At 56.4% G+C, this 19,702-nt stretch carries 20 protein-coding genes; 10 read left to right on the forward strand and 10 right to left on the reverse strand.

What is annotated here, in order from left to right; genetic code table 11:
* Positions 1-340: 340 nt before the first annotated feature.
* Together IE102_RS01240 and IE102_RS01245 are read left to right on the forward strand one after the other, a co-directional pair.
* Positions 341-1,324 (forward strand): ROK family protein, encoded by a 984-nt coding sequence (locus IE102_RS01240; protein WP_189484563.1) that lies wholly within the window; start codon positions 341-343, stop codon positions 1,322-1,324.
* The gene (locus IE102_RS01245; RefSeq protein ID WP_229807510.1) at positions 1,321-2,565 is read left to right on the forward strand and encodes an ROK family transcriptional regulator; all 1,245 of its coding nucleotides are present in this window, start codon (positions 1,321-1,323) and stop codon (positions 2,563-2,565) included. Before IE102_RS01240 ends, IE102_RS01245 begins: the two co-directional genes overlap by 4 nt.
* A 238-nt stretch (positions 2,566-2,803) precedes the next feature.
* Here IE102_RS01245 and IE102_RS01250 read toward each other — a convergent pair whose 3' ends face one another.
* The gene (locus tag IE102_RS01250; RefSeq protein ID WP_189484564.1) at positions 2,804-3,703 is read right to left on the reverse strand and encodes a LysR family transcriptional regulator; all 900 of its coding nucleotides are present in this window, start codon (positions 3,701-3,703) and stop codon (positions 2,804-2,806) included.
* 242 nt (positions 3,704-3,945) lie between these two features.
* Between IE102_RS01250 and paoA the strand changes: the two genes are divergently transcribed.
* The 4 genes from paoA to IE102_RS01270 all read left to right on the forward strand — a co-directional run bounded on the left by paoA (position 3,946) and on the right by IE102_RS01270 (position 8,120).
* Entirely contained in the window at positions 3,946-4,581 is a 636-nt protein-coding gene (paoA, locus tag IE102_RS01255; protein WP_189484565.1) for an aldehyde dehydrogenase iron-sulfur subunit PaoA, read from the forward strand.
* Positions 4,578-5,528 carry an FAD binding domain-containing protein gene (locus IE102_RS01260; protein WP_189484566.1) on the forward strand — a complete coding sequence of 317 codons (951 nt, stop codon included), beginning with the start codon at positions 4,578-4,580 and terminating at the stop codon, positions 5,526-5,528. The genes paoA and IE102_RS01260 overlap by 4 nt, the downstream gene beginning before the upstream one ends.
* A gap of 3 nt (positions 5,529-5,531) precedes the next feature.
* Positions 5,532-7,724 carry an aldehyde oxidoreductase molybdenum-binding subunit PaoC gene (gene paoC / locus IE102_RS01265; protein ID WP_189484567.1) on the forward strand — a complete coding sequence of 731 codons (2,193 nt, stop codon included), beginning with the start codon at positions 5,532-5,534 and terminating at the stop codon, positions 7,722-7,724.
* 138 nt (positions 7,725-7,862) lie between these two features.
* Complete coding sequence (locus IE102_RS01270; RefSeq protein ID WP_229807511.1) at positions 7,863-8,120, forward strand: dihydroxy-acid dehydratase domain-containing protein; 258 nt, start codon at positions 7,863-7,865, stop codon at positions 8,118-8,120.
* Between the two features lie 51 nt (positions 8,121-8,171).
* Here the strand turns inward: IE102_RS01270 and IE102_RS01275 are convergent, their stop codons facing one another.
* From IE102_RS01275 to cysQ, 4 genes are all read right to left on the reverse strand, one after another.
* Positions 8,172-8,825, reverse strand: a complete 654-nt coding sequence (locus IE102_RS01275; RefSeq protein WP_189484568.1) for a DUF2971 domain-containing protein — start codon at positions 8,823-8,825, stop codon at positions 8,172-8,174.
* Between the two features lie 102 nt (positions 8,826-8,927).
* Entirely contained in the window at positions 8,928-10,850 is a 1,923-nt protein-coding gene (gene cysN / locus IE102_RS01280; protein WP_189484569.1) for a sulfate adenylyltransferase subunit CysN, read from the reverse strand.
* Positions 10,851-10,923: 73 nt separating this feature from the next.
* Positions 10,924-11,844, reverse strand: coding sequence for a sulfate adenylyltransferase subunit CysD (gene cysD, locus IE102_RS01285; protein WP_189484570.1), 921 nt, complete (start codon positions 11,842-11,844; stop codon positions 10,924-10,926).
* A 3-nt stretch (positions 11,845-11,847) separates the two neighbouring features.
* Positions 11,848-12,678 (reverse strand): 3'(2'),5'-bisphosphate nucleotidase CysQ, encoded by an 831-nt coding sequence (gene cysQ, locus IE102_RS01290; RefSeq protein WP_229807512.1) that lies wholly within the window; start codon positions 12,676-12,678, stop codon positions 11,848-11,850.
* Between the two features lie 155 nt (positions 12,679-12,833).
* Between cysQ and IE102_RS01295 the strand changes: the two genes are divergently transcribed.
* Positions 12,834-13,595, forward strand: coding sequence for a DUF4197 domain-containing protein (locus IE102_RS01295; RefSeq protein ID WP_189484571.1), 762 nt, complete (start codon positions 12,834-12,836; stop codon positions 13,593-13,595).
* A 17-nt stretch (positions 13,596-13,612) separates the two neighbouring features.
* Here the strand turns inward: IE102_RS01295 and IE102_RS01300 are convergent, their stop codons facing one another.
* The 3 genes from IE102_RS01300 to IE102_RS01310 all read right to left on the reverse strand — a co-directional run bounded on the left by IE102_RS01300 (position 13,613) and on the right by IE102_RS01310 (position 17,753).
* Positions 13,613-15,097: a methyl-accepting chemotaxis protein gene (locus IE102_RS01300; RefSeq protein WP_189484572.1), complete on the reverse strand. Its 1,485-nt coding sequence runs from the start codon at positions 15,095-15,097 to the stop codon at positions 13,613-13,615.
* A 141-nt stretch (positions 15,098-15,238) separates the two neighbouring features.
* A complete protein-coding gene (locus tag IE102_RS01305) occupies positions 15,239-16,012 on the reverse strand; it encodes a PAS domain-containing protein (protein ID WP_189484573.1) in 774 nt (257 codons plus the stop codon).
* Between the two features lie 100 nt (positions 16,013-16,112).
* A complete protein-coding gene (locus IE102_RS01310; RefSeq protein WP_189484574.1) occupies positions 16,113-17,753 on the reverse strand; it encodes a M28 family metallopeptidase in 1,641 nt (546 codons plus the stop codon).
* A 187-nt stretch (positions 17,754-17,940) separates the two neighbouring features.
* Here IE102_RS01310 and IE102_RS01315 point away from each other — a divergent pair, with 187 nt between their 5' ends.
* Positions 17,941-18,141 carry a hypothetical protein gene (locus tag IE102_RS01315; protein ID WP_189484575.1) on the forward strand — a complete coding sequence of 67 codons (201 nt, stop codon included), beginning with the start codon at positions 17,941-17,943 and terminating at the stop codon, positions 18,139-18,141.
* A 33-nt stretch (positions 18,142-18,174) separates the two neighbouring features.
* Here the strand turns inward: IE102_RS01315 and IE102_RS01320 are convergent, their stop codons facing one another.
* Positions 18,175-18,420, reverse strand: coding sequence for a hypothetical protein (locus IE102_RS01320; RefSeq protein WP_229807513.1), 246 nt, complete (start codon positions 18,418-18,420; stop codon positions 18,175-18,177).
* Between the two features lie 14 nt (positions 18,421-18,434).
* Complete coding sequence (locus IE102_RS01325; RefSeq protein ID WP_189484576.1) at positions 18,435-18,623, reverse strand: hypothetical protein; 189 nt, start codon at positions 18,621-18,623, stop codon at positions 18,435-18,437.
* A 307-nt stretch (positions 18,624-18,930) separates the two neighbouring features.
* On the opposite strand from IE102_RS01325, the gene IE102_RS01330 reads away from it, so the two are divergent.
* Together IE102_RS01330 and IE102_RS01335 are read left to right on the forward strand one after the other, a co-directional pair.
* Positions 18,931-19,161: a hypothetical protein gene (locus IE102_RS01330; RefSeq protein ID WP_189484577.1), complete on the forward strand. Its 231-nt coding sequence runs from the start codon at positions 18,931-18,933 to the stop codon at positions 19,159-19,161.
* A 42-nt stretch (positions 19,162-19,203) separates the two neighbouring features.
* Positions 19,204-19,644: a CBS domain-containing protein gene (locus IE102_RS01335; RefSeq protein WP_229807514.1), complete on the forward strand. Its 441-nt coding sequence runs from the start codon at positions 19,204-19,206 to the stop codon at positions 19,642-19,644.
* Positions 19,645-19,702: the final 58 nt, after the last annotated feature.

Genomic DNA, 19,702 nt, shown 5'->3' on the forward strand with positions numbered 1-19,702 from the left:
CTGACCAATCCCCTATCAGGGTCAGATTGACGCGTCAATTTGTACGACCATATACCCCTTCCTAATTTTGACAATGAGATAAAAAAGTCACATGTAGATCATAGATGATTGTTTTTGCTTGATTTTAAATACAAAATTTGAAATATTTATTTTCAAAACATAATTTAAGCTCAAACATTGCGCATCTAGTTCGCTTCAGATAAAAATTTAATGGTAAGGCCAATACCGCTTCACTTTGGCGAAGCCCCAATATACACAACACTTAATTGGTAATGCCAATTGGCCGTGAAGTTGGCGACAGCGTACAGTCAGGCCCGCACGCCTGAAGGGAATCGACAGCATGATTTATACCGGGATTGATTTCGGAGGGACGAAAATTGAGGCCGCCATCCTTGATTCAAGCGGCGCATTCTTAGCCAGGGAACGCATACCAAATCCCGGCGCCTACGCCCCGGCCCTTAAAGCCATCGCTGAGTTAATAACGACGGCCGAACAAATGGCGCGTGATAAAATCGGTGACCAAAAGCTTAAATCCGCAGGGGGCGGCATAGGCATCCCCGGTTCAGTGTCACCGCGCACCGACGTGGTGCGCAACGCCAACTCCACATGGTTAAACGGCCGCCCGCTCCTTACAGACCTTCAAGAAGCCTTACTCCGGCCGGTTCGATTGTCCAATGACGCCAACTGCCTGGCTCTGTCTGAGGCTATGGACGGCGCGGCCGCAGGCAGCGACAGCGTCGCCGCCGTGATCTTAGGCACCGGATTCGGGGGCGGCCTCGTTTTAGGCGGCAGACTGATACAAGGCGCCAACGGTATTGCCGGTGAGATTGGCCACTTCGGCCTACCGTGGGCCGAAGGCGATGAATCGCCCGGCCCGCCATATTGGTGCGGCCAAAGGGGTTGCGTCGAAACCTGGGTATCCGGCACAGGCTTCGCACGGGATTTCACCGTACACACAGGCCAGGTTCTCACGGCTGAGGCTATCATAGCGGCAATGCGGCAAGGTGACCCGCACGCGAACGCGGCGTTTCAGCGCTTTATCTCGCGGCTAGGGCGGACACTGGCAACCCTCGTCAATCTCTACGATCCCGAAGTGTTTGTCCTGGGTGGCGGCCTTTCAAACGTTTCGGAAATATATGAGCATTTGCCCGATCAAATCCGAACACGCGTGTTTTCGGACGCATGGGAGGCGCGCATTGCTCCGGCGCGTTGGGGAGACTCATCCGGCGTCCGGGGCGCAGCCTATCTGTGGAGAGACACCTCGGATATCCCGCCGCGCGCCGCCGCCTCCATCGCCCCCTCTAATTTGGCCGTCAGCGCGTGATCCCCTCCGCTCACATCAGGGCCACCTCTATGGACTGGGCGCGCAAGACCCCGATGGCATCTGAGGGCCTGTCCGGAACGAACCTTGTGCGGGCAGGCGAGCACAATCAGCGCGTTATACTTCAGGCCATACGATCAAACACCTCCATCACCCGCAGCGAACTGACGACCATTACCGGCCTGACGCCCCCTGCCGTCGCCAAGATCACGAATCGCTTGCTGGAGGAGCGGTTGATCCAAACCAGCGGAAAAGTGCTGGGCAGCCGGGGACAACCGGCCAGCAAGTTCGTCATTCGCCCGGAGGGCGCCTATGCTCTGGGGCTGAACATTGATCGGGATCATACCACTCTGGTAGCGATGGACTTTGGGGGAAGGGTCGTCGATCGCGCCTGCATGGAAGGTCACTTTGCCCTGCCGGAGGATGTCCTGACCTTCGTACAGACACAAATAGACCGGCTGAAACGTGAAAAGCGCTTCAACATGAACCGCCTGGCCGGCATAGGCATTGGAATTCCTGACAAGCTCGGCGACATTCCCCTGCCAAATAAGCCCGCTGGCTATGAAATATGGTCTCAGATCGACGTCGGTGAGTTCTTTTCCGAAGCACTCGCCCTGCCCGCCTATATTGAAAATGATGCGACGGCAGCCGCCATCGGAGAACTGCATTTTGGCGGCGGCGGCCCCTATCAGCACTTTATCTTCACCCTGATGAGCGCCGGACTGGGATGCGGCCTGATTATCGGCGGCCAGCCCTACAGAGGCGCAGAAGGACGAAGCGGTGAAATCGCCTTCATAGCGCGCAGTCTTTTTCAACCGTCGCAGGACGGCATCGTGCAGGACAATCTTTCGCTCTATTCGCTTTATGCGTTTCTGGCAGAGCGCGGCGTCAAGGTTTCAACACCATCCGATATCCGGACGGACGATCCCGCTCATGCCGACGCCATTGAAATCTGGTCCCGACTGGCGGCAAATGAGCTTCTGGGGACTGTGGCCGTTTTAAACTGCGCCCTGAACCCGGAGGCTCATATTATTGGCGGTCGCCTGCCCGCCATGGTCATAGAACGCATTTGCGATCTTTTGAATGGATTGCTGGCACAACGCCTCCCGCACGCCCCCGCCATAGCCAATATCCGCCCGGCCAGAGCTGTCGCGGACGCTGCCCCTATGGGGGCCGCAATGCTGGTGTTCCAAAACAGATACCTGCCGACACCAGAGGTACTGATGAAGACTGAATATACTTGAACATGAAAACGGCGTTTTTGGCTTGAAGTGACGCGTAGATATTTACCGGCATCAGCTTCCGGATAGAGCCTTTCAACCGAGCTTTCACCGCGCTGGCATTTTAGAAGTTAAGCGTTTGTCCGCTTTAGTTCGCCGGCTGCAATCGTCCGGGGAAGTTTGAAAAACCCTTATTTGATATTTTTTGCAGTAACATTTAACCGCATTTCAAACTCCTAGTGGGGAGACTATCCGGTAAGGCTCATCGCTCGCCGCGATATCTGAGGGCATCAACAATGACCGAAAATGCGGCCGAGTGCTGCCGACGGGATGGATAATAAAGGTGATATCCGGGGTATGGCTCACACCAGTCAGCCAGAACCATCACTAAGCGCCCTGCGTCGACATGGGGCTGCACCAGGTCAATTGGCAGAAACCCGACGCCGACCCCGGCGAGTACCGCCGTCATAACTTGCGGCAGGCTGTTGAACACCAGTTGGCCATCCACCCTGACTTTTAACTCACGTCCCTGCTTTTCGAACTCCCAGGCATAGATCGTCCCGGACGTGGGCAGGCGAAGATTGATGCAGTTATGAGCGGTCAGGTCCTGCGGAACCACAGGTATATCCCGCTTGGCAAAATAATCCGGAGTGCCCACCGGCACCATGCGCATGTCCGGCCCGATGCGTATCGCAATCATATCTTTTGCGACCTGCTCCCCTAAGCGCACACCGGCGTCATAACGCTCGGAGACGATATTGGTCAGGCTATAGTCAACCGTGATTTCAACCGTGATATCCGGATAAAGCGGAAGAAGTTTCTCAATCACCGGCCACAAAACCGTGTTTGCCGCATGTTCACCCGTAGTGATCCGGATGGTGCCCGATGGCTTATCGCGCAGCTCCGTCAGAGCCAGCAGTTCCGCATCTATCTCATCAAAGCGTGGGGCTACGGTTCTGAGCAGACGCTCGCCCGCCTCGGTCGGGGCAACGCTTCGGGTGGTGCGCGTCAAAAGCCGTATGCCCAGCCGCGTCTCAAGCCCGCGCAGGGTATGGCTCAGAGCAGATTGTGAAACGCCCAGCTTCCTCGCCGCTCTGGTGAAGTTTCCCTCACGCGCAATCGTCACAAAGGCAATGAGGTCGTTTATATTCTCACGTGGCATTTATGAATTCTCCTCATAGCCTCATGCAAATCTTAGCAGCTTATCTCATAATCAGTCATCAGTTAGTTTCCAGATATGCGCTTACCGTGGACCACGTCCCTCCCTGATCACAGGCATCACGCTTTTATGAATTGGGCTCATAGGCCCTATTGAAAATAACCGACAATGCGCGCGTAAATTTCAGGCTATACTCCCCCCGTACGCCTCTGCTTTCCCTGCCCCCACAGCCCTATGGAAACGACATGGCCTCCCCCATTGATATATCCCCCAACCGGCGCGACCTTCTTATAACGGCAGGTGCGGCGGCCGCTCTCAGCAGCGCCGCTACGGCGACGACCGCGCAAACCGCCGACCTCAGCCAGCCGGTAATCTCCAAGATCAGCTTTTCGGTCAATGGCGCAGATCAAGCTCTGGAACTTGATTTGCGCACGACGCTGCTCGATGCCCTGCGCGAACATCTGCACCTGACCGGCACCAAGAAGGGCTGCGATCACGGCCAGTGCGGCGCCTGCACGGTTATGGTCAATGGTAAACGCATCAACTCATGCCTGTCGCTGGCGGTCATGCACGACGGCGATGAGATCACCACCATCGAAGGCTTAGGCACACCGGATAAGCTGCATCCGATGCAGGCGGCATTTATAAAGCACGACGGCTATCAATGCGGCTACTGCACGCCGGGCCAGATTTGCTCAGCCGTGGCGGTTCTGGAAGAGATCAAGGCAGGCATCCCCAGCCATGTCAGCGATGATTTGACCGCGACCCCACAGGTCAGCGCCCACGAAATGCGCGAGCGGATGAGCGGCAACATCTGCCGCTGCGGGGCCTATTCCAACATCATCGACGCCATGAGCGAAGTTGCGGGAGCCACGGCATGAAATCCTTCACCTATGAGCGCGCCACCTCACCTGCCGAAGCCGCCGCCAAGGCCGCCAAGACGCCGGGAGCCAGATTTATCGCGGGCGGCACCAACCTTCTGGATCTGATGAAGCTGGAGATCGAGACCCCGCCGCATCTGATTGATGTCAACGGATTGGGGCTGGATAAGATCGAAGCCACTGATGACGGTGGCTTGCGCATCGGGGCGCTGGTGCGCAATACCGATCTGGCTGCGGACGACCGTGTCAGGCGCGACTACGGTGTGCTGTCGCGGGCTTTACTTGCCGGTGCGTCGGGTCAGTTGCGCAATAAGGCCACGACGGCGGGCAACCTCTTGCAACGCACCCGCTGCCCCTATTTTTATGACACGGCTCAGGCCTGCAATAAGCGCGCGCCCGGCAGTGGCTGCTCGGCCATCGGTGGCTTCAGCCGTCAACATGCCGTGGTCGGGGCCAGCACCGCCTGCATCGCCACCCACCCCAGCGATATGGCGGTGGCTATGCGCGTGCTGGATGCGCAAGTTGAAACCGTCAAACCCGACGGCAAGACACGCCGCATCAAAATCGCTGATTTCCATAAACTGCCGGGCACCACGCCGCACATTGAAACCGCGCTGCAAACCGGTGAGTTCATCACCGCCGTGACTCTGCCCAAGCCGATCGGCGGCAGCCATGTCTACCATAAGATCAGAGACCGCGCCTCCTATGCCTTTGCGCTGGTGTCGGTCGCAGCGGTCATTCAACCTGACGGTACTGGTCGCGTGGCGCTCGGTGGGGTTGCCCACAAACCGTGGCGGGTAGAAAAGGCCGAGACTGACCTGCCCAAAGGGGCCAAGGCGGTTATGGCAAAATTGATGGCCGATGCGACGCCAACCCCTGAAAATGAATTCAAGATCACCCTGGTAGAGCGCACGCTCAGTGCCGCACTTATGGACGCGAGGGCTTAAATCATGAAATTCGATACCCCCGCCACCACCAACCCGATTGATCAGCTCAAAGTCGTCGGCAAACCGACCGACCGCATCGACGGGCCTTTGAAAACCACCGGCATGGCGCCTTACGCTTATGAGCAGCATGAGGCCGCGCCCAATGCCGCCTACGGCTATGTGGTGGGTGCCACTATCGCCAAAGGCACCATCGCTGCCCTCGACCTTAGCAAGGCGGAATCGGCTCCCGGCGTGATCACCATCGTCACCGCCGATACGGCAGGTAAGCTTGATAAGGGCAATTTCAATACCGCCAAGCTGCTGGGCGGGCCGGAGATTGAGCATTACCATCAGGCCATCGCCCTAGTGGTCGCTGAAACCTTAGAGCAGGCGCGCTCGGCTGCCGGTCTGATCAAGGTGCGCTACACCAAGGCCAAGGGCGCGCACGATCTTGAGGCCATCAGGACCACCGCCACCCGCCACAAGGACAGCAAAGACAGCCTCGTCGGGGATTTCGCAGGCGCTTTTTCCGCAGCCCCGGTTCAGCTTGATGTCACCTACCGCACACCGGACCACGCCCACGCCATGATGGAGCCTCATGCGTCGATTGCGTCATGGGAAGACGATCAGCTGACCCTGTGGACCGCCAATCAGATGATCGACTGGGGGCGCGGTGATGTCGCCAAAACGCTGGGTATTCCGAAAGACAATGTCCGGCTGATTTCGCCCTATATTGGCGGCGGTTTTGGCGGCAAGCTGTTCGTGCGCGCCGATGCCATCCTTGCCGCCTTGGGTTCGCGTCAGGCTAAGCGACCGGTCAAGGTCGCCCTGCCGCGTTCGTTTATGTTCAACAATACCCCGCACCGTCCGGCGACCATACAGCGTATCCGCATCGGCGCTTCAAAAGACGGCAAGATCAGCGCTATCGGCCACGAAAACTGGTCAGGTGATCTGGCCGGTGGCGGGCCGGAAGATGCTACTCAGCAAACCAAGTTCTTATATGCCGGGGCCAATCGCCTGATCACCACGCGGCTGGCTGTGCTCGACCTGCCCGAAGGCAATGCCATGCGCGCCCCCGGTGAAGCTCCCGGCCTGATGGCGCTGGAAATCGCCATTGATGAAATGGCCGAAAAGCTGGGCCTCGATCCGATCAAGTTCCGGGTCATTAACGACACTCAGGTCGATCCGGAAAATCCGGCCCGTCCGTTCTCTCAGCGTCAGTTGATCAAGTGCCTACACACGGGCGCCGACAACTTCGGCTGGGATAAGCGCGGTGCGCCCGGAAAAACCCGCGATGGACGCTGGCTAACCGGCATGGGCGTGGCGGCCGCTTTCCGCAACAATCTGACGATGAAATCAGCCGCCCGCGTCAAGCTTGATAATAAAGGTGTGGTGACGGTCGAAACCGACATGACCGATATCGGCACCGGCACCTATACCATTATCGCCCAGACAGCGGCGGAAATGATGGGTGTTGGGCTCGATAAGGTCGTGGTCAAACTGGGCGATTCGAGCTTTCCGGTCTCGGCAGGGTCAGGCGGGCAATGGGGCGCCAATTCCTCAACCGCCGGGGTCTATGCCGCCTGCGTCAAGCTGCGTGAGATGATTGCCAAATCCCAAAAATTCGATCCGGCCAAAACCACTTTCGCTGACGGTAAGGTCACCTCTGGCCGTAAGAGTATTGATTTGGGCAAAGCCGCAGGTGCGAGCGGTATGGTCGCCGAAGACTTTATCGAATTTGGCGACCTCGGTAAAACCCATCAGCAATCGACCTTTGGCGCGCACTTTGTTGAGGTCGGCGTCAATGAAGTCACGGCGGAAATCCGTATCCGGCGTATGCTGGCTGTCTGTGCCGCCGGTCGTATCCTCAACCCCAAATCGGCCCGTAGTCAGGTGATCGGGGCCATGACGATGGGGGCCGGAGCGGCGTTGATGGAAGACCTTGTCATCGACAAACGCCACGGCTTTTTCGTTAATCATGACCTGGCCGGCTACGAAGTCCCGGTCCATGCCGACATCCCGCATCAGGAGGTGATATTCCTCGATGAGACCGACCCCATGTCATCACCTATGAAGGCCAAGGGCGTGGGTGAACTGGGCATCTGCGGCGTCGGGGCAGCCATTGCCAATGCCGTCTACAACGCTACCGCCGTGCGGGTGCGCCACTATCCGATCACACTCGACAAACTGCTCAAGGACATGCCGCAGATCGCATGATCCCTGTATCCGACGCACACCTATATAAGCAAGATTAACATAATTAAGCTTCGCAAAGCTCTGGCCTGTTTGTGCCTAATCGTACCCAACGCGTTCGCGCAGACGGGTGCATCGCCAGACCCCGGCCCAGGCCCTGATGTGGGCGAAGGCAGCGCGATCGCTCTGGTCGAAGAGGGCGATATCATCGACATTGATATCCCTAACCGCACCATTGAATTGCGGGTGACCATGGAAGAACTGGCCCACCGCCGGGCGAAAGAAGAAGCCCGCGGTCAGGACGCTTTCACGCCTAAGAACCGTGAACGCTATGCCTCAGCGGCCCTGCAAGCCTATGCGGCGCTTACGACCTCAGCCGATACCGGTGCCGTGCGCGACCTCAACCAGTTGAAGCGCTGATCGTAGCCCCTCCCTGATTTGGCTGCGCCGAACTTCGTTTCAAGGGAGGGGTTATTTCAAAGCATTCCGACGTCTATCCCGTACAATTTCAAAAGTCTTGAAGGCGGGCCTAACTTTAAATGTATCCACTGCTTCCTTGGAGCTTCCCAGAACCTCTTGAATTTGCCATTGGGATAAAGTCGATTCACACCCAACTATTACCTCTTTTAAGGTCAAATCTTCACCAAAATGCTGAAAGCATAATTTTGTAACGGCATCTCGGTAAGTCTTTGAACAAATTAAACGATACTCGGCCTCATATGCCCAAGCTTCGAATTTATAGAAAAACGAATTTGTAACTTGACGATTGGTAAGTTCGGATAAGCTATTGGCTCCGAGAGTATCGGGAGTAAGGCGCTTCGCTACATATTCCACTTTCTCGGCTTTACAATGCACGTCGAAACCAAGGCATAAGCCCTTGTGTTTATCAGCGTAGTGGCTCCACATTAACGGGTGCTTCCAGCTTTTTGATAGGCAGACAATACCTGTCTCGCTATCTATTGCTTTTTTGATTTCTTTCGTTTTTTTACGTGCAAACGGGTCTGATAGTTCTAAGCCAAGAAACTCAAATGGATCATTTAATTTCCCAACTTCAGCAATTTTTAGGCGCTGATCTCTAATTGCCGCTAATCCGTGCTCGGCAGTTGTAAAGTAATAAAGCCGCATAGATTCTGCCCAACAAAAAGCCCTGCACCATATAGTGCAGGGCTTATCATTTCAGATTCCTGTGAAAAGTATACTGAGCGTCAGCGAAGGACTTTTTACAGATTAGATCGACCAATCCCCGTCGTACATGCTGAACAGATCCGACGCGCGCAGGCGCTCGATGATCTGACCCGCGGCTTCGGCGGCAGTCATGCGCTCGGTCTTTACGACGATTTCGGCATTGGTTGGCGCTTCGTAAGGGCTGTCGAGGCCGGTGAAGTTCTTGATCTCCCCTTTGAGCGCCTTGGCATAGAGGCCCTTGGGGTCGCGGTTGATGCAGTCCTCAATCGGGGTATCGATGAACACCTCAAAGAACTCACCATCCTCAAACAGGTCACGCACCATCTGGCGATCCGAGGCGAACGGCGAGATGAAGGAGCACAATACAACCGTGCCCGCATCGACGAACAGTTTGGCGACCTCACCGACGCGGCGGATATTTTCCACCCGGTCAGCATCGGTAAAGCCGAGGTCTTTGTTGAGGCCGTGACGGATATTGTCCCCGTCCAGCATCATGGTGCGGATGCCGCGGGCGTGTAGTTCAGACACCACCAGATTGGCGATGGTCGATTTGCCCGACCCCGACAGGCCGGTCAGCCACAGGGCCGCCGATTTATGGCCGTTCAGTTCCTGACGCGCTGCCTTACCAACCGTCAGTTCCTGACGGTGGACATGGGTGGCGCGGTTAAGCCCCTGGGTGATCATGCCCGCGCCCGCCGTCGCATTGGTGAAGCGGTCGATCAGGATGAATGAGCCGGTATGGCGGTTAAGCTCATAGGCATCAAAGGCGGTTTGCGACGACAGGCGGACATGGCACAGGCCGATCTCATTGAGATCGAGTTTGTGCGCACCTTCGTGTTCCAGGGTGTTGATATTGATCTTGTGCTCAATACGGGTGACACGGGCCGGGATATAGTTGTGGCCGAGCTTGATCAGATAGGGCCGGTCGACCTGCAAGGCTTCGTCCGTCATCCACAGGATATGGGCGGCAAAGCTGTCGGAGACTTCGGGGCGACCTTGCGGATGTGCAAAGGTATCGCCGCGCGCCACGTCGATTTCATCGTTAAGCACCAGAGTCACCGCCGTACCGGCGCGGGCTTCGCTTAAGTCACCATCAGCGGTTACGATGCGTTTCAGCACTGAGGATTTACCCGATCCGGCGACCACCAGCTCATCGCCGGGCTTGATCACGCCCGAATGGATGGTGCCGGAAAAGCCGCGGAAATCGAGGTTGGGGCGATTAACCCACTGTACGCCCATGCGGAAGGGTTTTTGGGCATCCACGCTTTCGACATCGACAGCTTCGAGATGCTCCAGCAGGCATGGTCCGTCATACCAGGGCATGAGGCCTGAGCGTGTGATCATGTTCTCACCAAAGCGCGCCGACAGCGGAATGGCCTGCACTGACGTGAACCCAAGTTGGTCGGCAAACTCACGGTAAGCGGTCAGGATTTCTTCGAACCGCGCCTGATCATAATCGACCAGATCGATCTTGTTGACCGCCACGACCACATGCTTGATGCCCAGCATAGAGGCGATGAACGAATGGCGGCGGGTCTGCGGCAGCACGCCTTTGCGGGCGTCGATCAAAATGATGGCCAGGTCCGCATTGGACGCGCCGGTGGCCATATTGCGGGTATATTGCTCATGGCCCGGCGTGTCAGCAACGATGAACGAACGCTTAGGCGTCGAAAAAAAACGGTAAGCGACGTCGATAGTGATGCCCTGCTGACGCTCGGCCTCAAGGCCATCGACCAGAAGTGCGAAGTCGATATCTTCGCCGGTTGTGCCGTGTTTTTTGGAGTCGCGCTCCAGCGACTGAAGCTGGTCATCAAAGATCAACTTGGTGTCGTACAGCAAGCGCCCGATCAGGGTCGATTTACCGTCATCAACGGAACCGCAGGTCAAAAAGCGCAGCAGGCTTTTCTCAAGCGTGGCCGTCTTAGGTGCGGCATCGGCGGTCAGGGTGGCGGTCTCAAGCGACATCTAAAATTCCATACATTCAGCTAAAGGTATCGAGCCAGACAAAAGTACCCGCAGGGCAACTTTTGTCTGAGGCCTAGAAATACCCTTCTTTTTTCTTCTTTTCCATCGAGGCGGACTCGTCGGAATCAATCAGGCGACCCTGACGCTCGGACGACCGCGAGGCTCGCATTTCGGCAATGATATCATCCAGCGTATCGGCCTCGGATTCCACGGCGGCACTGAGCGGATAGCAGCCGAGCGAGCGGAAACGGATATTGCGGATTTCGACCTCTTCGCCGGGATTGAGCGGCATGCGCTCATCGTCGCGCATGATCAGCATACCGCTGCGCTTAACCACCGGACGCGGCGCCGACAGGTAGAGCGGCACAATCGGGATGTTCTCGGCGCGGGTGTATTCCCAGATATCAAGCTCGGTCCAGTTGGAAAGCGGAAAGACGCGGATCGTCTCGCCCTTATTGATGCGGGTATTATAGTGGTTCCATAGTTCCGGGCGCTGATTGCGCGGGTCCCAGACGTGGCCGGCAGAACGGAACGAAAAGATACGCTCCTTAGCACGCGACTTTTCCTCATCGCGGCGGGCACCCCCAAAAGCGGCATCAAAACCGTAAAGATCGAGCGCTCTTTTGAGCGCTTCGGTCTTCATGATCTGGGTGTGCAGGGAGGAACCGGAATCAATCGGATTGATGTTGCGCTCAACGCCTTCGGGGTTGGTATAGACCAGAAGTTTCACGCCGTATTTTTCCGCGATCATGTCGCGGTGGCGGATCATGTCGGCAAACTTCCAGCGCGTATCGACGTGCAGCAGCGGGAACGGCAGCTTGGACGGATAAAACGCCTTCATCGCCAGGTGCAGCATGACGCCGGAATCTTTACCGATCGAATAGAGCATGACCGGGTTCTCGAACGAGGCCGCGACTTCACGCATGATCTCGATCGACTCGGCCTCTAACCGCTTGAGGTGATCTGACACAGGGTAGGTAATAATGTTGCTCATGATTCAGTTCGGCACTTTGAAGGCGACGTCGCCTTGCGCGAAAAATTCAGGGTTAAAAAAGCGGGGCTTGGCATAGATGAGCGGCGCACCGTCGCGGGACAATACCTTGCCGCCCGCCGCCGTCAGAATGGCGTCACCGGCGGCGGTATCCCATTCCATCGTCGGCCCAAGGCGGGGATATAGATCGGCCTGCCCTTCGGCCACCAGACAGAACTTCAGCGATGAGCCAATGGCGACCCGCTCAGCCACACCATAAAGATCAAGATAGGCTTCGGTTTCCGGCGAATTGTGTGACAGGGAACAGACCGCTGCCAGAGCGTCTGGGGCTTTACGGACAGTAAGAGCCTTGAAATTGGCAAAACTAATGTCGCCGCTCAGACCTTCAGTTTCTAGCACATGTGCTTTGCCGCTGACCACATCACCGATATAGAGCGCTTTGCGCACCGGCGCATAGATGATGCCATAGGTCGGGCGCTGCTGTTCGATAAGGGCGATATTGACGGTGAAATCCGGGCGGCGATTGATGAACTCTTTGGTGCCATCGAGGGGGTCAACCAGAAAGAACGGCCCTGTCTCACCTTCGGGGGCATTGTGACTGTCGGCGTCCTCTTCGGACACAACCGGAATATGGCCAAAATCGCGGGCCAATCCGTCAGCAATGACCGCATGAGAGGCCAGATCGGCCTGGGTCAGCGGGCTTTGGTCGCCCTTGATCTGGACATCGAACTCGCCTTCATAGACGCGCATGATCTCAGCCCCGGCATCTATCGCCAGTTGGCCAAGCCTGAGCAGGTCAGACTCGCTCAAAATCGTGGTGGCAAGGTCAGTCGTCACAATCCGGTCTCGTTTTTACAAGGCGCACCTGTAACGCGCACCCGATCAAGTGTCGCGTAAAAAGCATTTCTGCACGCCGCAAAAAAGCGATATATCGTGACCTGACAGCTAAGCTTTGCTAATCAGGCAGTACAGAAAAAGGCCAGGGGCGGATCATGGATAATTACAGACGCGAACTGCTTTTGGGTCTTATGGCGATGGGCCTGACCACAACCCACGCCACGGCGCAAACTCAGGATGAGCTTGAAAACGCGCTCAAGGCCGCCATCGGCAAGACTTCCAAAAAAACCTCGTCGACCGGCCTGCCAGTGGGTGTCACCAAGACCACCGCCGACAAGGGTATCCGCGAGGCCTTATCACTTGGTGCGGTCGCGGCTGTCACCCGCGTCGGCCGCGATGACGGTTACTGGGGCGATGATTTGGTCCGCATCCCCCTGCCCAAAACCATTGCCAAGGTTCAGAAAACCCTGAAACCGCTGGGGATGTCCGGCGCGCTCGATGAAGTGCATGAAAAGGTCAATCACGCCGCCGAAGTCGCCGCTCCCGTCGCCAAAGACCTGTTTCTGGATGCGATCAAATCGATCACGCTTACCGATGTGGTCAGCATTGTGCGCGGCGGGCCAACGTCGGGCACGCAGTATCTTCAGAAATCGACGACCCCGCGTCTGATCACCCTGTTCACGCCACCGATGGGCGAGGCCCTGCAATCGACAGGGGCCGTGCAATCATTAGATCAGGCCATAGAGCGCAACGGCCTTGGGGCCTACATCAAGAAAGACCCCAAGACTTACCTGAGCGAATATGCGGTGGGTAAGGCGCTGGACGGCCTGTTCTACTACGTCGGCAACGAAGAACGCGCCATCCGCACCAATCCGGCCAGCCGAACTACGGATTTGTTGAAAGCCGTGTTTGGCTAAAGCGAGTTTACAAAGCTTTACGCCGCCAGCACTTCGACATTCTTTTTGACCTGTTCTGACGCCAGAGTGACCTGACGGAAGCTGTGGTCGATGCGTATCAGACTATCTTCGATACGGTGAATGGCATCGACCGCCGACTGCATATTGCCGGAGATTTCGCCGGTGGCGGCATTTTGTTGCTCAATCGCGCCCGCGACGCTGGTGACGCTTTCCATCACAATCGTCATGGCGCCTGAGATCTCACCCAGCGCATTCACTACATCGGCGGTGACCGTCTGCATGCGGGTGATTTCTTCGGAAATGGTCTGGGTTGAACGCGCCGCCTGATTGGCCAGCGACTTAACTTCGGACGCCACCACCGCAAAGCCGCGGCCGGCCTCACCAGCGCGCGCGGACTCGATCGTGGCATTGAGCGCCAGCAGATTAATCTGACCGGCTATATCCTGAATGAGCGTCACAATGCCGGTCATGGCCGACGCCGACGCATCCAGGTTTTTGGCAAAGGCGCTGGCGTTCTCGGCGTGCTTGAAGATACCTTCAACATTGTCGCGCGTGACCACCATGCTGGCCGAAATATCGCGCACGCTCTGGCTCAGTTCTTCGGTCGCGGCCGCCACCGAATTGATGATGCCGCTGGTGTCAGACGATGCCCCGGCGACATTGGACGCCATACCGGCGGCCTCGGTGATTTCGCCAATTACCCCGCCCAGATCGTCATTGATATCGCGGCTTAAGGCATCGTTGCGCAGACGACGCAGAACCGCCGCGGTGCGGTCAGTCGCGAATTTGACGACCTTTACGACCGCGCCCGTCTCATCGAAAATCGGATTGTAGGACGCCTGAATATAGACTTCGCGCCCGCCCTTACCCAGGCGCTTATATTCTGCCGCCTGAAATTGACCCGACGCCAGATCGCGCCAGAAGGCCTTATAGTCTTCGGTCGCGGCATAGGCGGGATCGCAGAACATGCGGTGATGACGGCCTTTAATTTCGCTCAAATCATAGCCCAGAACTGTCAGAAAATTCTCATTGGCAGTTAGAATCTCACCCGTCGGGGTAAACTCAATCACCGCCTGCGCCCGGTCAATCGCTTTGATCTTGCCCTGAAAATCATCATTGCGGGATTTAATCGCGGTGATGTCGGTTGCGAACTTGATGACCTTGGTGACGCGTCCGGATTTGTCGCGGATCGGGTTATAGGTGGCCTGTATCCAGGCGATCTTGCCGCCCTTGCCTAGCCGCTTGAATTCATCGCTCTTGAAATGGCCCTGGGCCAGATCGCGCCAGAACGATTTATAATCTGCGCTGGCGGCATATTCGGGTATGCAAAACAGGCTATGGTGCTTGCCCTCAATCTCACTTAAGGCGTAGCCCATCAGGTCGCAAAAATTGGCATTGGCTGTAAGGATATTGCCCGTCGGGGTAAATTCAATAACCGCCTGCGACAGGCTGAGGGCATCCATGATCGAGCGATAATCGGCGGACTGAGCGGCAAAAAACATGAGGGCACCTGAAAATGTGGGGGGAGTTTTTTACGCAACTACCCTCAGTTAGTTTCACAGTACGGTTAACCAGCCCTTAAATAAGCACCATTCGTATACCATTTCTTGCAGAACTAACGCTCTATTACATAAGGGTTACAATCAGGCCGCGTCTTTCAGACTGTCCATGTCGCTGCGCGCGATCGAGGTGGCATAAAGCACAACCTTGGTCACCGCCCCCGCATCATCCAGCACTGGATTATAACTGGCGCTCAGGGCGATATGGCGGCCATCCTTACCGTAACGGACACATTCGCCGTGGCGGGCTTGCCCTTTGGCCAGCCCGTCCCAAAAGTCCGAATATTCGCTACTCAATCCCCGATCATATTCGCACAGCTTGCGGTGGGGGCGGCCCAGCAGCTCATTCAGGCTGTAGCCGGTGAGTTGGAGAAAGCTGTCATTGGCAAACAGTATTTGCCCGCGGGCGCAAAATTCGACCACAGCATGGGTATCTGACAGGGCTTTCAGCAGGTTACGACTGGCCAGTTCTTTTTGCTTTATGGCCGTAATATCGCACCCAGCCAGAATGACGCGCTCCATCTTACCCATCGAGGCCCTGACCGGCAGGAGACAGGCCTGCATCCAGCGGGCGCTGCCATCACGCGCCTGCAGTTTCAGCGTTTCCTGAAGGGTTTCACCGCCCGACACCCGGCGCCAGATATCTTCGGCGCGGCCATCATCGATGGTCGCCGGATCACAGATGACCGTATAGGGCTTGCCGCTCAGCTCATTCAGGCGATGGCCCAGCAGGGTGAGAAAGTCAGTATTGGCCGATACGATCGTGCCCTTGATGTCAAATTCCATCATAGGGATGGCATCGTAAAGCGCCTGGCCCAGAACCTGTTCGCGGGTCGAAAACAAGGATGTTAACATCATACGCACACTCACCTGACATAGGGGTTGGCGTACAAATTACGGTGGAAACCTGAATCGCGACCTAAAACCTATACTGAACCACAGGTTAACTACGATTAATCTATGGGCGCGCCACCGCCGTTTTGTCGCGGGCCGCCTTGAACTCGGATGTTTCGCGCCATTGCGGCCAGACGGTCGAATTGGCCAGTTTCGCCCCTAACTGGTAATAGAGCGCCACATCTTCGGCCAGACCCGACAGATCCCAGTCCGCCGACCATTCGTCATTGGCCTGATGATAACGGTTTTTGCGGTAGTCCTCATCAAAGGCCCGGCCCGCCGTCACCCCACCCTCAACCATATCCAGACCTGATGCCGCATAAAGTACCGGCACGCCACGTTTTGCCAGCGGGAAGTGATCCGAGCGGAAGAAGTAACCGGCTTCCGGTGTTTCATCCGGGGTCAGCACCCGATCTTGCGCCGCCGCCAGAGTTTTCAGATCGTCCTCCAGCGACGACTGGCCGGAGCCGACCACTTCGACATTGCGTGTGCGGCCTGAGACATTGAGCGCGTCCATATTGATGCCGCCCACCGTCTTGGCCAGCGGATAGATCGGGTTAGAAGCGTAATATTCCGAACCCAGCAAACCGCTTTCTTCGGCGGTGACGGCGATGAAGGCGACCGTGCGGTCAGGTATTTTGCCTGATGCCTTAAACGCGCGCGCCAGTTCGATCAGGGCGGCGACACCCGTAGCGTTATCAACCGCGCCGTTGAAGATCGCATCGCCATCGGCATCCGGCGTGCCTATGCCGATATGATCCCAGTGCGCCATGTAAAAGACGGTCTCATCAGGGCGCTTGGCGCCTTTGAGTTGACCGATAATGTTGCGGCTGACCACCTCTTCGGCGGCCACTTTGTAGCCGCCGGACAGGGTGATGCCGTCCAGCGGCACCGGCTTGAAATCCTTGGAGCGGGCCGCGATTTTGAGCGCATTGAGATCAAGCCCCGCCGCCGCAAATATCTTGGTGGCCGCGTCGGCACTGATCCACGATTCCAGCTTGGGACTGGTGACTGACGGGTCGGGCCGGACAATATCGAACTGCGCCACCGACCAGGAGTTTTTGACAGTGTTCCAGCCGTAAGAAGCGGCAGCACTGTCGTGGATGATCATGACCCCGGCGGCCCCTTTACGGGCCGCTTCCTCAAACTTATAGGTCCAGCGCCCGTAATAGGTCATGGCCTTACCGTTAAAGGTCCGCGACTCTGGCTGATAGAAATCAGGGTCGTTGATCAGAACCACAATGATTTTACCCTTGACATCAACGTCCTTGAAATCATCCCAACCGCGTTCAGGCGCGGTCACGCCGTAACCGGCAAAGACCAGCGGTGCATCAGTAAAACTGACCGCGCCCAGCGCTCCGCGTGTCGAGGCGGTGATATCTTCGCCCTGCACCAGCGGCATAGGCTGCCCCTTGAGGTTGAGGCTTAAGCTCGGATCGCTGACCTGAAACTTGCGTAGTTTTACGGTCTGCGTCCAGCCGCCGTTTTCACCACCCGGCTCAAGGCCTGCATCCTTATAGGCCTTCGAAACAAACGCGACGACCTTATCCTCGGCGGGCGTTGCGACCCCGCGACCGGCAAATTCGTCAGATGACAGCACTTTCACGTCATCAGAAATGCGCGCACCGCTGATGACCGGCTCAGCCCCGGCGGCCGCGGCCAGCGCCATCAGACTAACAGACAGGGTAAGGATTTGAGTGCGCATGGCGGGTCTCCGGGACAATGACAACTGGTTTCAGTTGACGCTAAATCCTTAAGCCGCAATGTCAAGGCTAAGCGCGTGCACCCATGCACTTACCTCTTTTTTGCGCGCAAATTCATGACCTTACATATCAACCTTATGGGCGGCGGCGCATGGTGAGGCAACCCTAACCTTTTTTCAGGTGCGCATCATGCCCGACAATCCCAAACCCACTGAACCTGTAATCCCCTCTAAAACACAGCGCGATCATCGCGATCCGTCCGGCCTCAACGAGCCTGACTACCCAGATAACGCCGCCGACCAGATCATCCCGGACGATCTTGACCACAAGTCCGGAGATGAGGTTTCCGGATTTGATGAGCGCAAACCCTCAGACGTCCACAAATACTAAAAAACCGGCGGAACTCTCCGCCGGTTTTTATCTTTAGTAGCTGCTGGGCGGATCGCTGGCCGGAAAGCTGTCTTCGACCATGTGATCCACCTGATCCTCGCTCAGGTCATCACGCAGTTTCTTATCACCCTTCAGGCAGCGCTTATAGTGATAAGGTCCGTGGAAAAAGCCGTCGTAAAACGATTTCAGAACCGGCCCCAAAACCGCCGTTGAAAAAATAAGCACCGGCAGGCTGAACATCGGGCCTGAGTTGGGGCGAGCGTGAGCTACCTGTGTCATCTTCTTTGCTCCAATTATTTATGACTTCGTCGATCCTGATCGAGCGTATTGGCATAGTCTTCGTCTTCACTGCGCTGATGACGAGCATTGCTGCGCGGATCATAGGACAGGACGTAATCGTTATCGCGGTCATCATAGGCCCTGCGATTAGGGGCAGGGATCGCACTTTTGGCTGAATGGCGAGGGGTCGAAGGGTGCGGCATTTGAACGTCTCCGTTTAAATTCCAATCTTAAAGCCTAATGCATACGCCATAAGATTATTATGGCGCAAAAATGATCTTAAGTAAAAATATAGCAAAAAACGCCGTCCATTTCACCGAAAATAAACACAGAACAACCGAAACCGGAACGATTTCATATTCAGAAATCAAATTGTCGTCATTTATGAACCCAACGATTTAAAAACCGTGCTTTTTAATTTAAAATGACCTCACAAATCCTGCATTTTTATGCACACGGCCTTAGTATTCGTCGCGAACCCTACTTAATTTCGCATTGAGGAACCGCGCCATGCTTAAACGTCTGCTGACACTCCAGGCCACCGCCCTGCCCTATATGACCATGGCGCAGGCTCTGGCCCGTCCCTTAACACAGGGCCCGCTGGCGCGCCGTCCGGTTATGCAGAGGGTGGCTCTGGGCGGATTAATTGGCGCGGGCATGGCGCTTGTCGCCATCGCCTTGGGTCAGCGCCTGAAACGCGGGGTGATCGATGCTCCGCATGACCCGACACCGTTTATCTGAAACCCATATCCTATGGAGGTTATTATGCACGTCAGAGACCTTATGAGCACCAGCTTCAAAATCATCGCCCCCGATACGACATTGCGTCAGGCGGCTGAGATCATGCGCGACCATGATCTGGGTTACCTGCCGATTGGTGAAAACGACCGGCTGAAAGGTGCGGTGACCGATCGCGATATCGTCGTGCGCGGTATCGCCACCGGCATGAGTGGCGACGAAAGCGTCATGCGCGTCATGACCGATCACATCACCTACTGCTTTGAGGACGACACGGTACGCGAAGCTGCCGAAGTCATGAAGGCCGAGCAGATCCGCCGGCTGGTCGTCCTCAATGAGCATAAGCGCGTGTGCGGCATCATCAGCCTAGGCGACATTGCCCGTGAGCACCATGACCGCCACCTGACCGGCGATATCGAAACCGCCGTCGCCCAGCCCCACAGCTCTGGTACGACCATGGACCCGTCGCTGACCTTTATCCGGTGACTTTTGAAAATAGGCCTCCAGATGGAATCCTCACCTTACCGGTAACATATTGTTTATC

The sequence above is a fragment of the Asticcacaulis endophyticus genome (assembly GCF_014652575.1).
Classification (GTDB): domain Bacteria; phylum Pseudomonadota; class Alphaproteobacteria; order Caulobacterales; family Caulobacteraceae; genus Asticcacaulis; species Asticcacaulis endophyticus.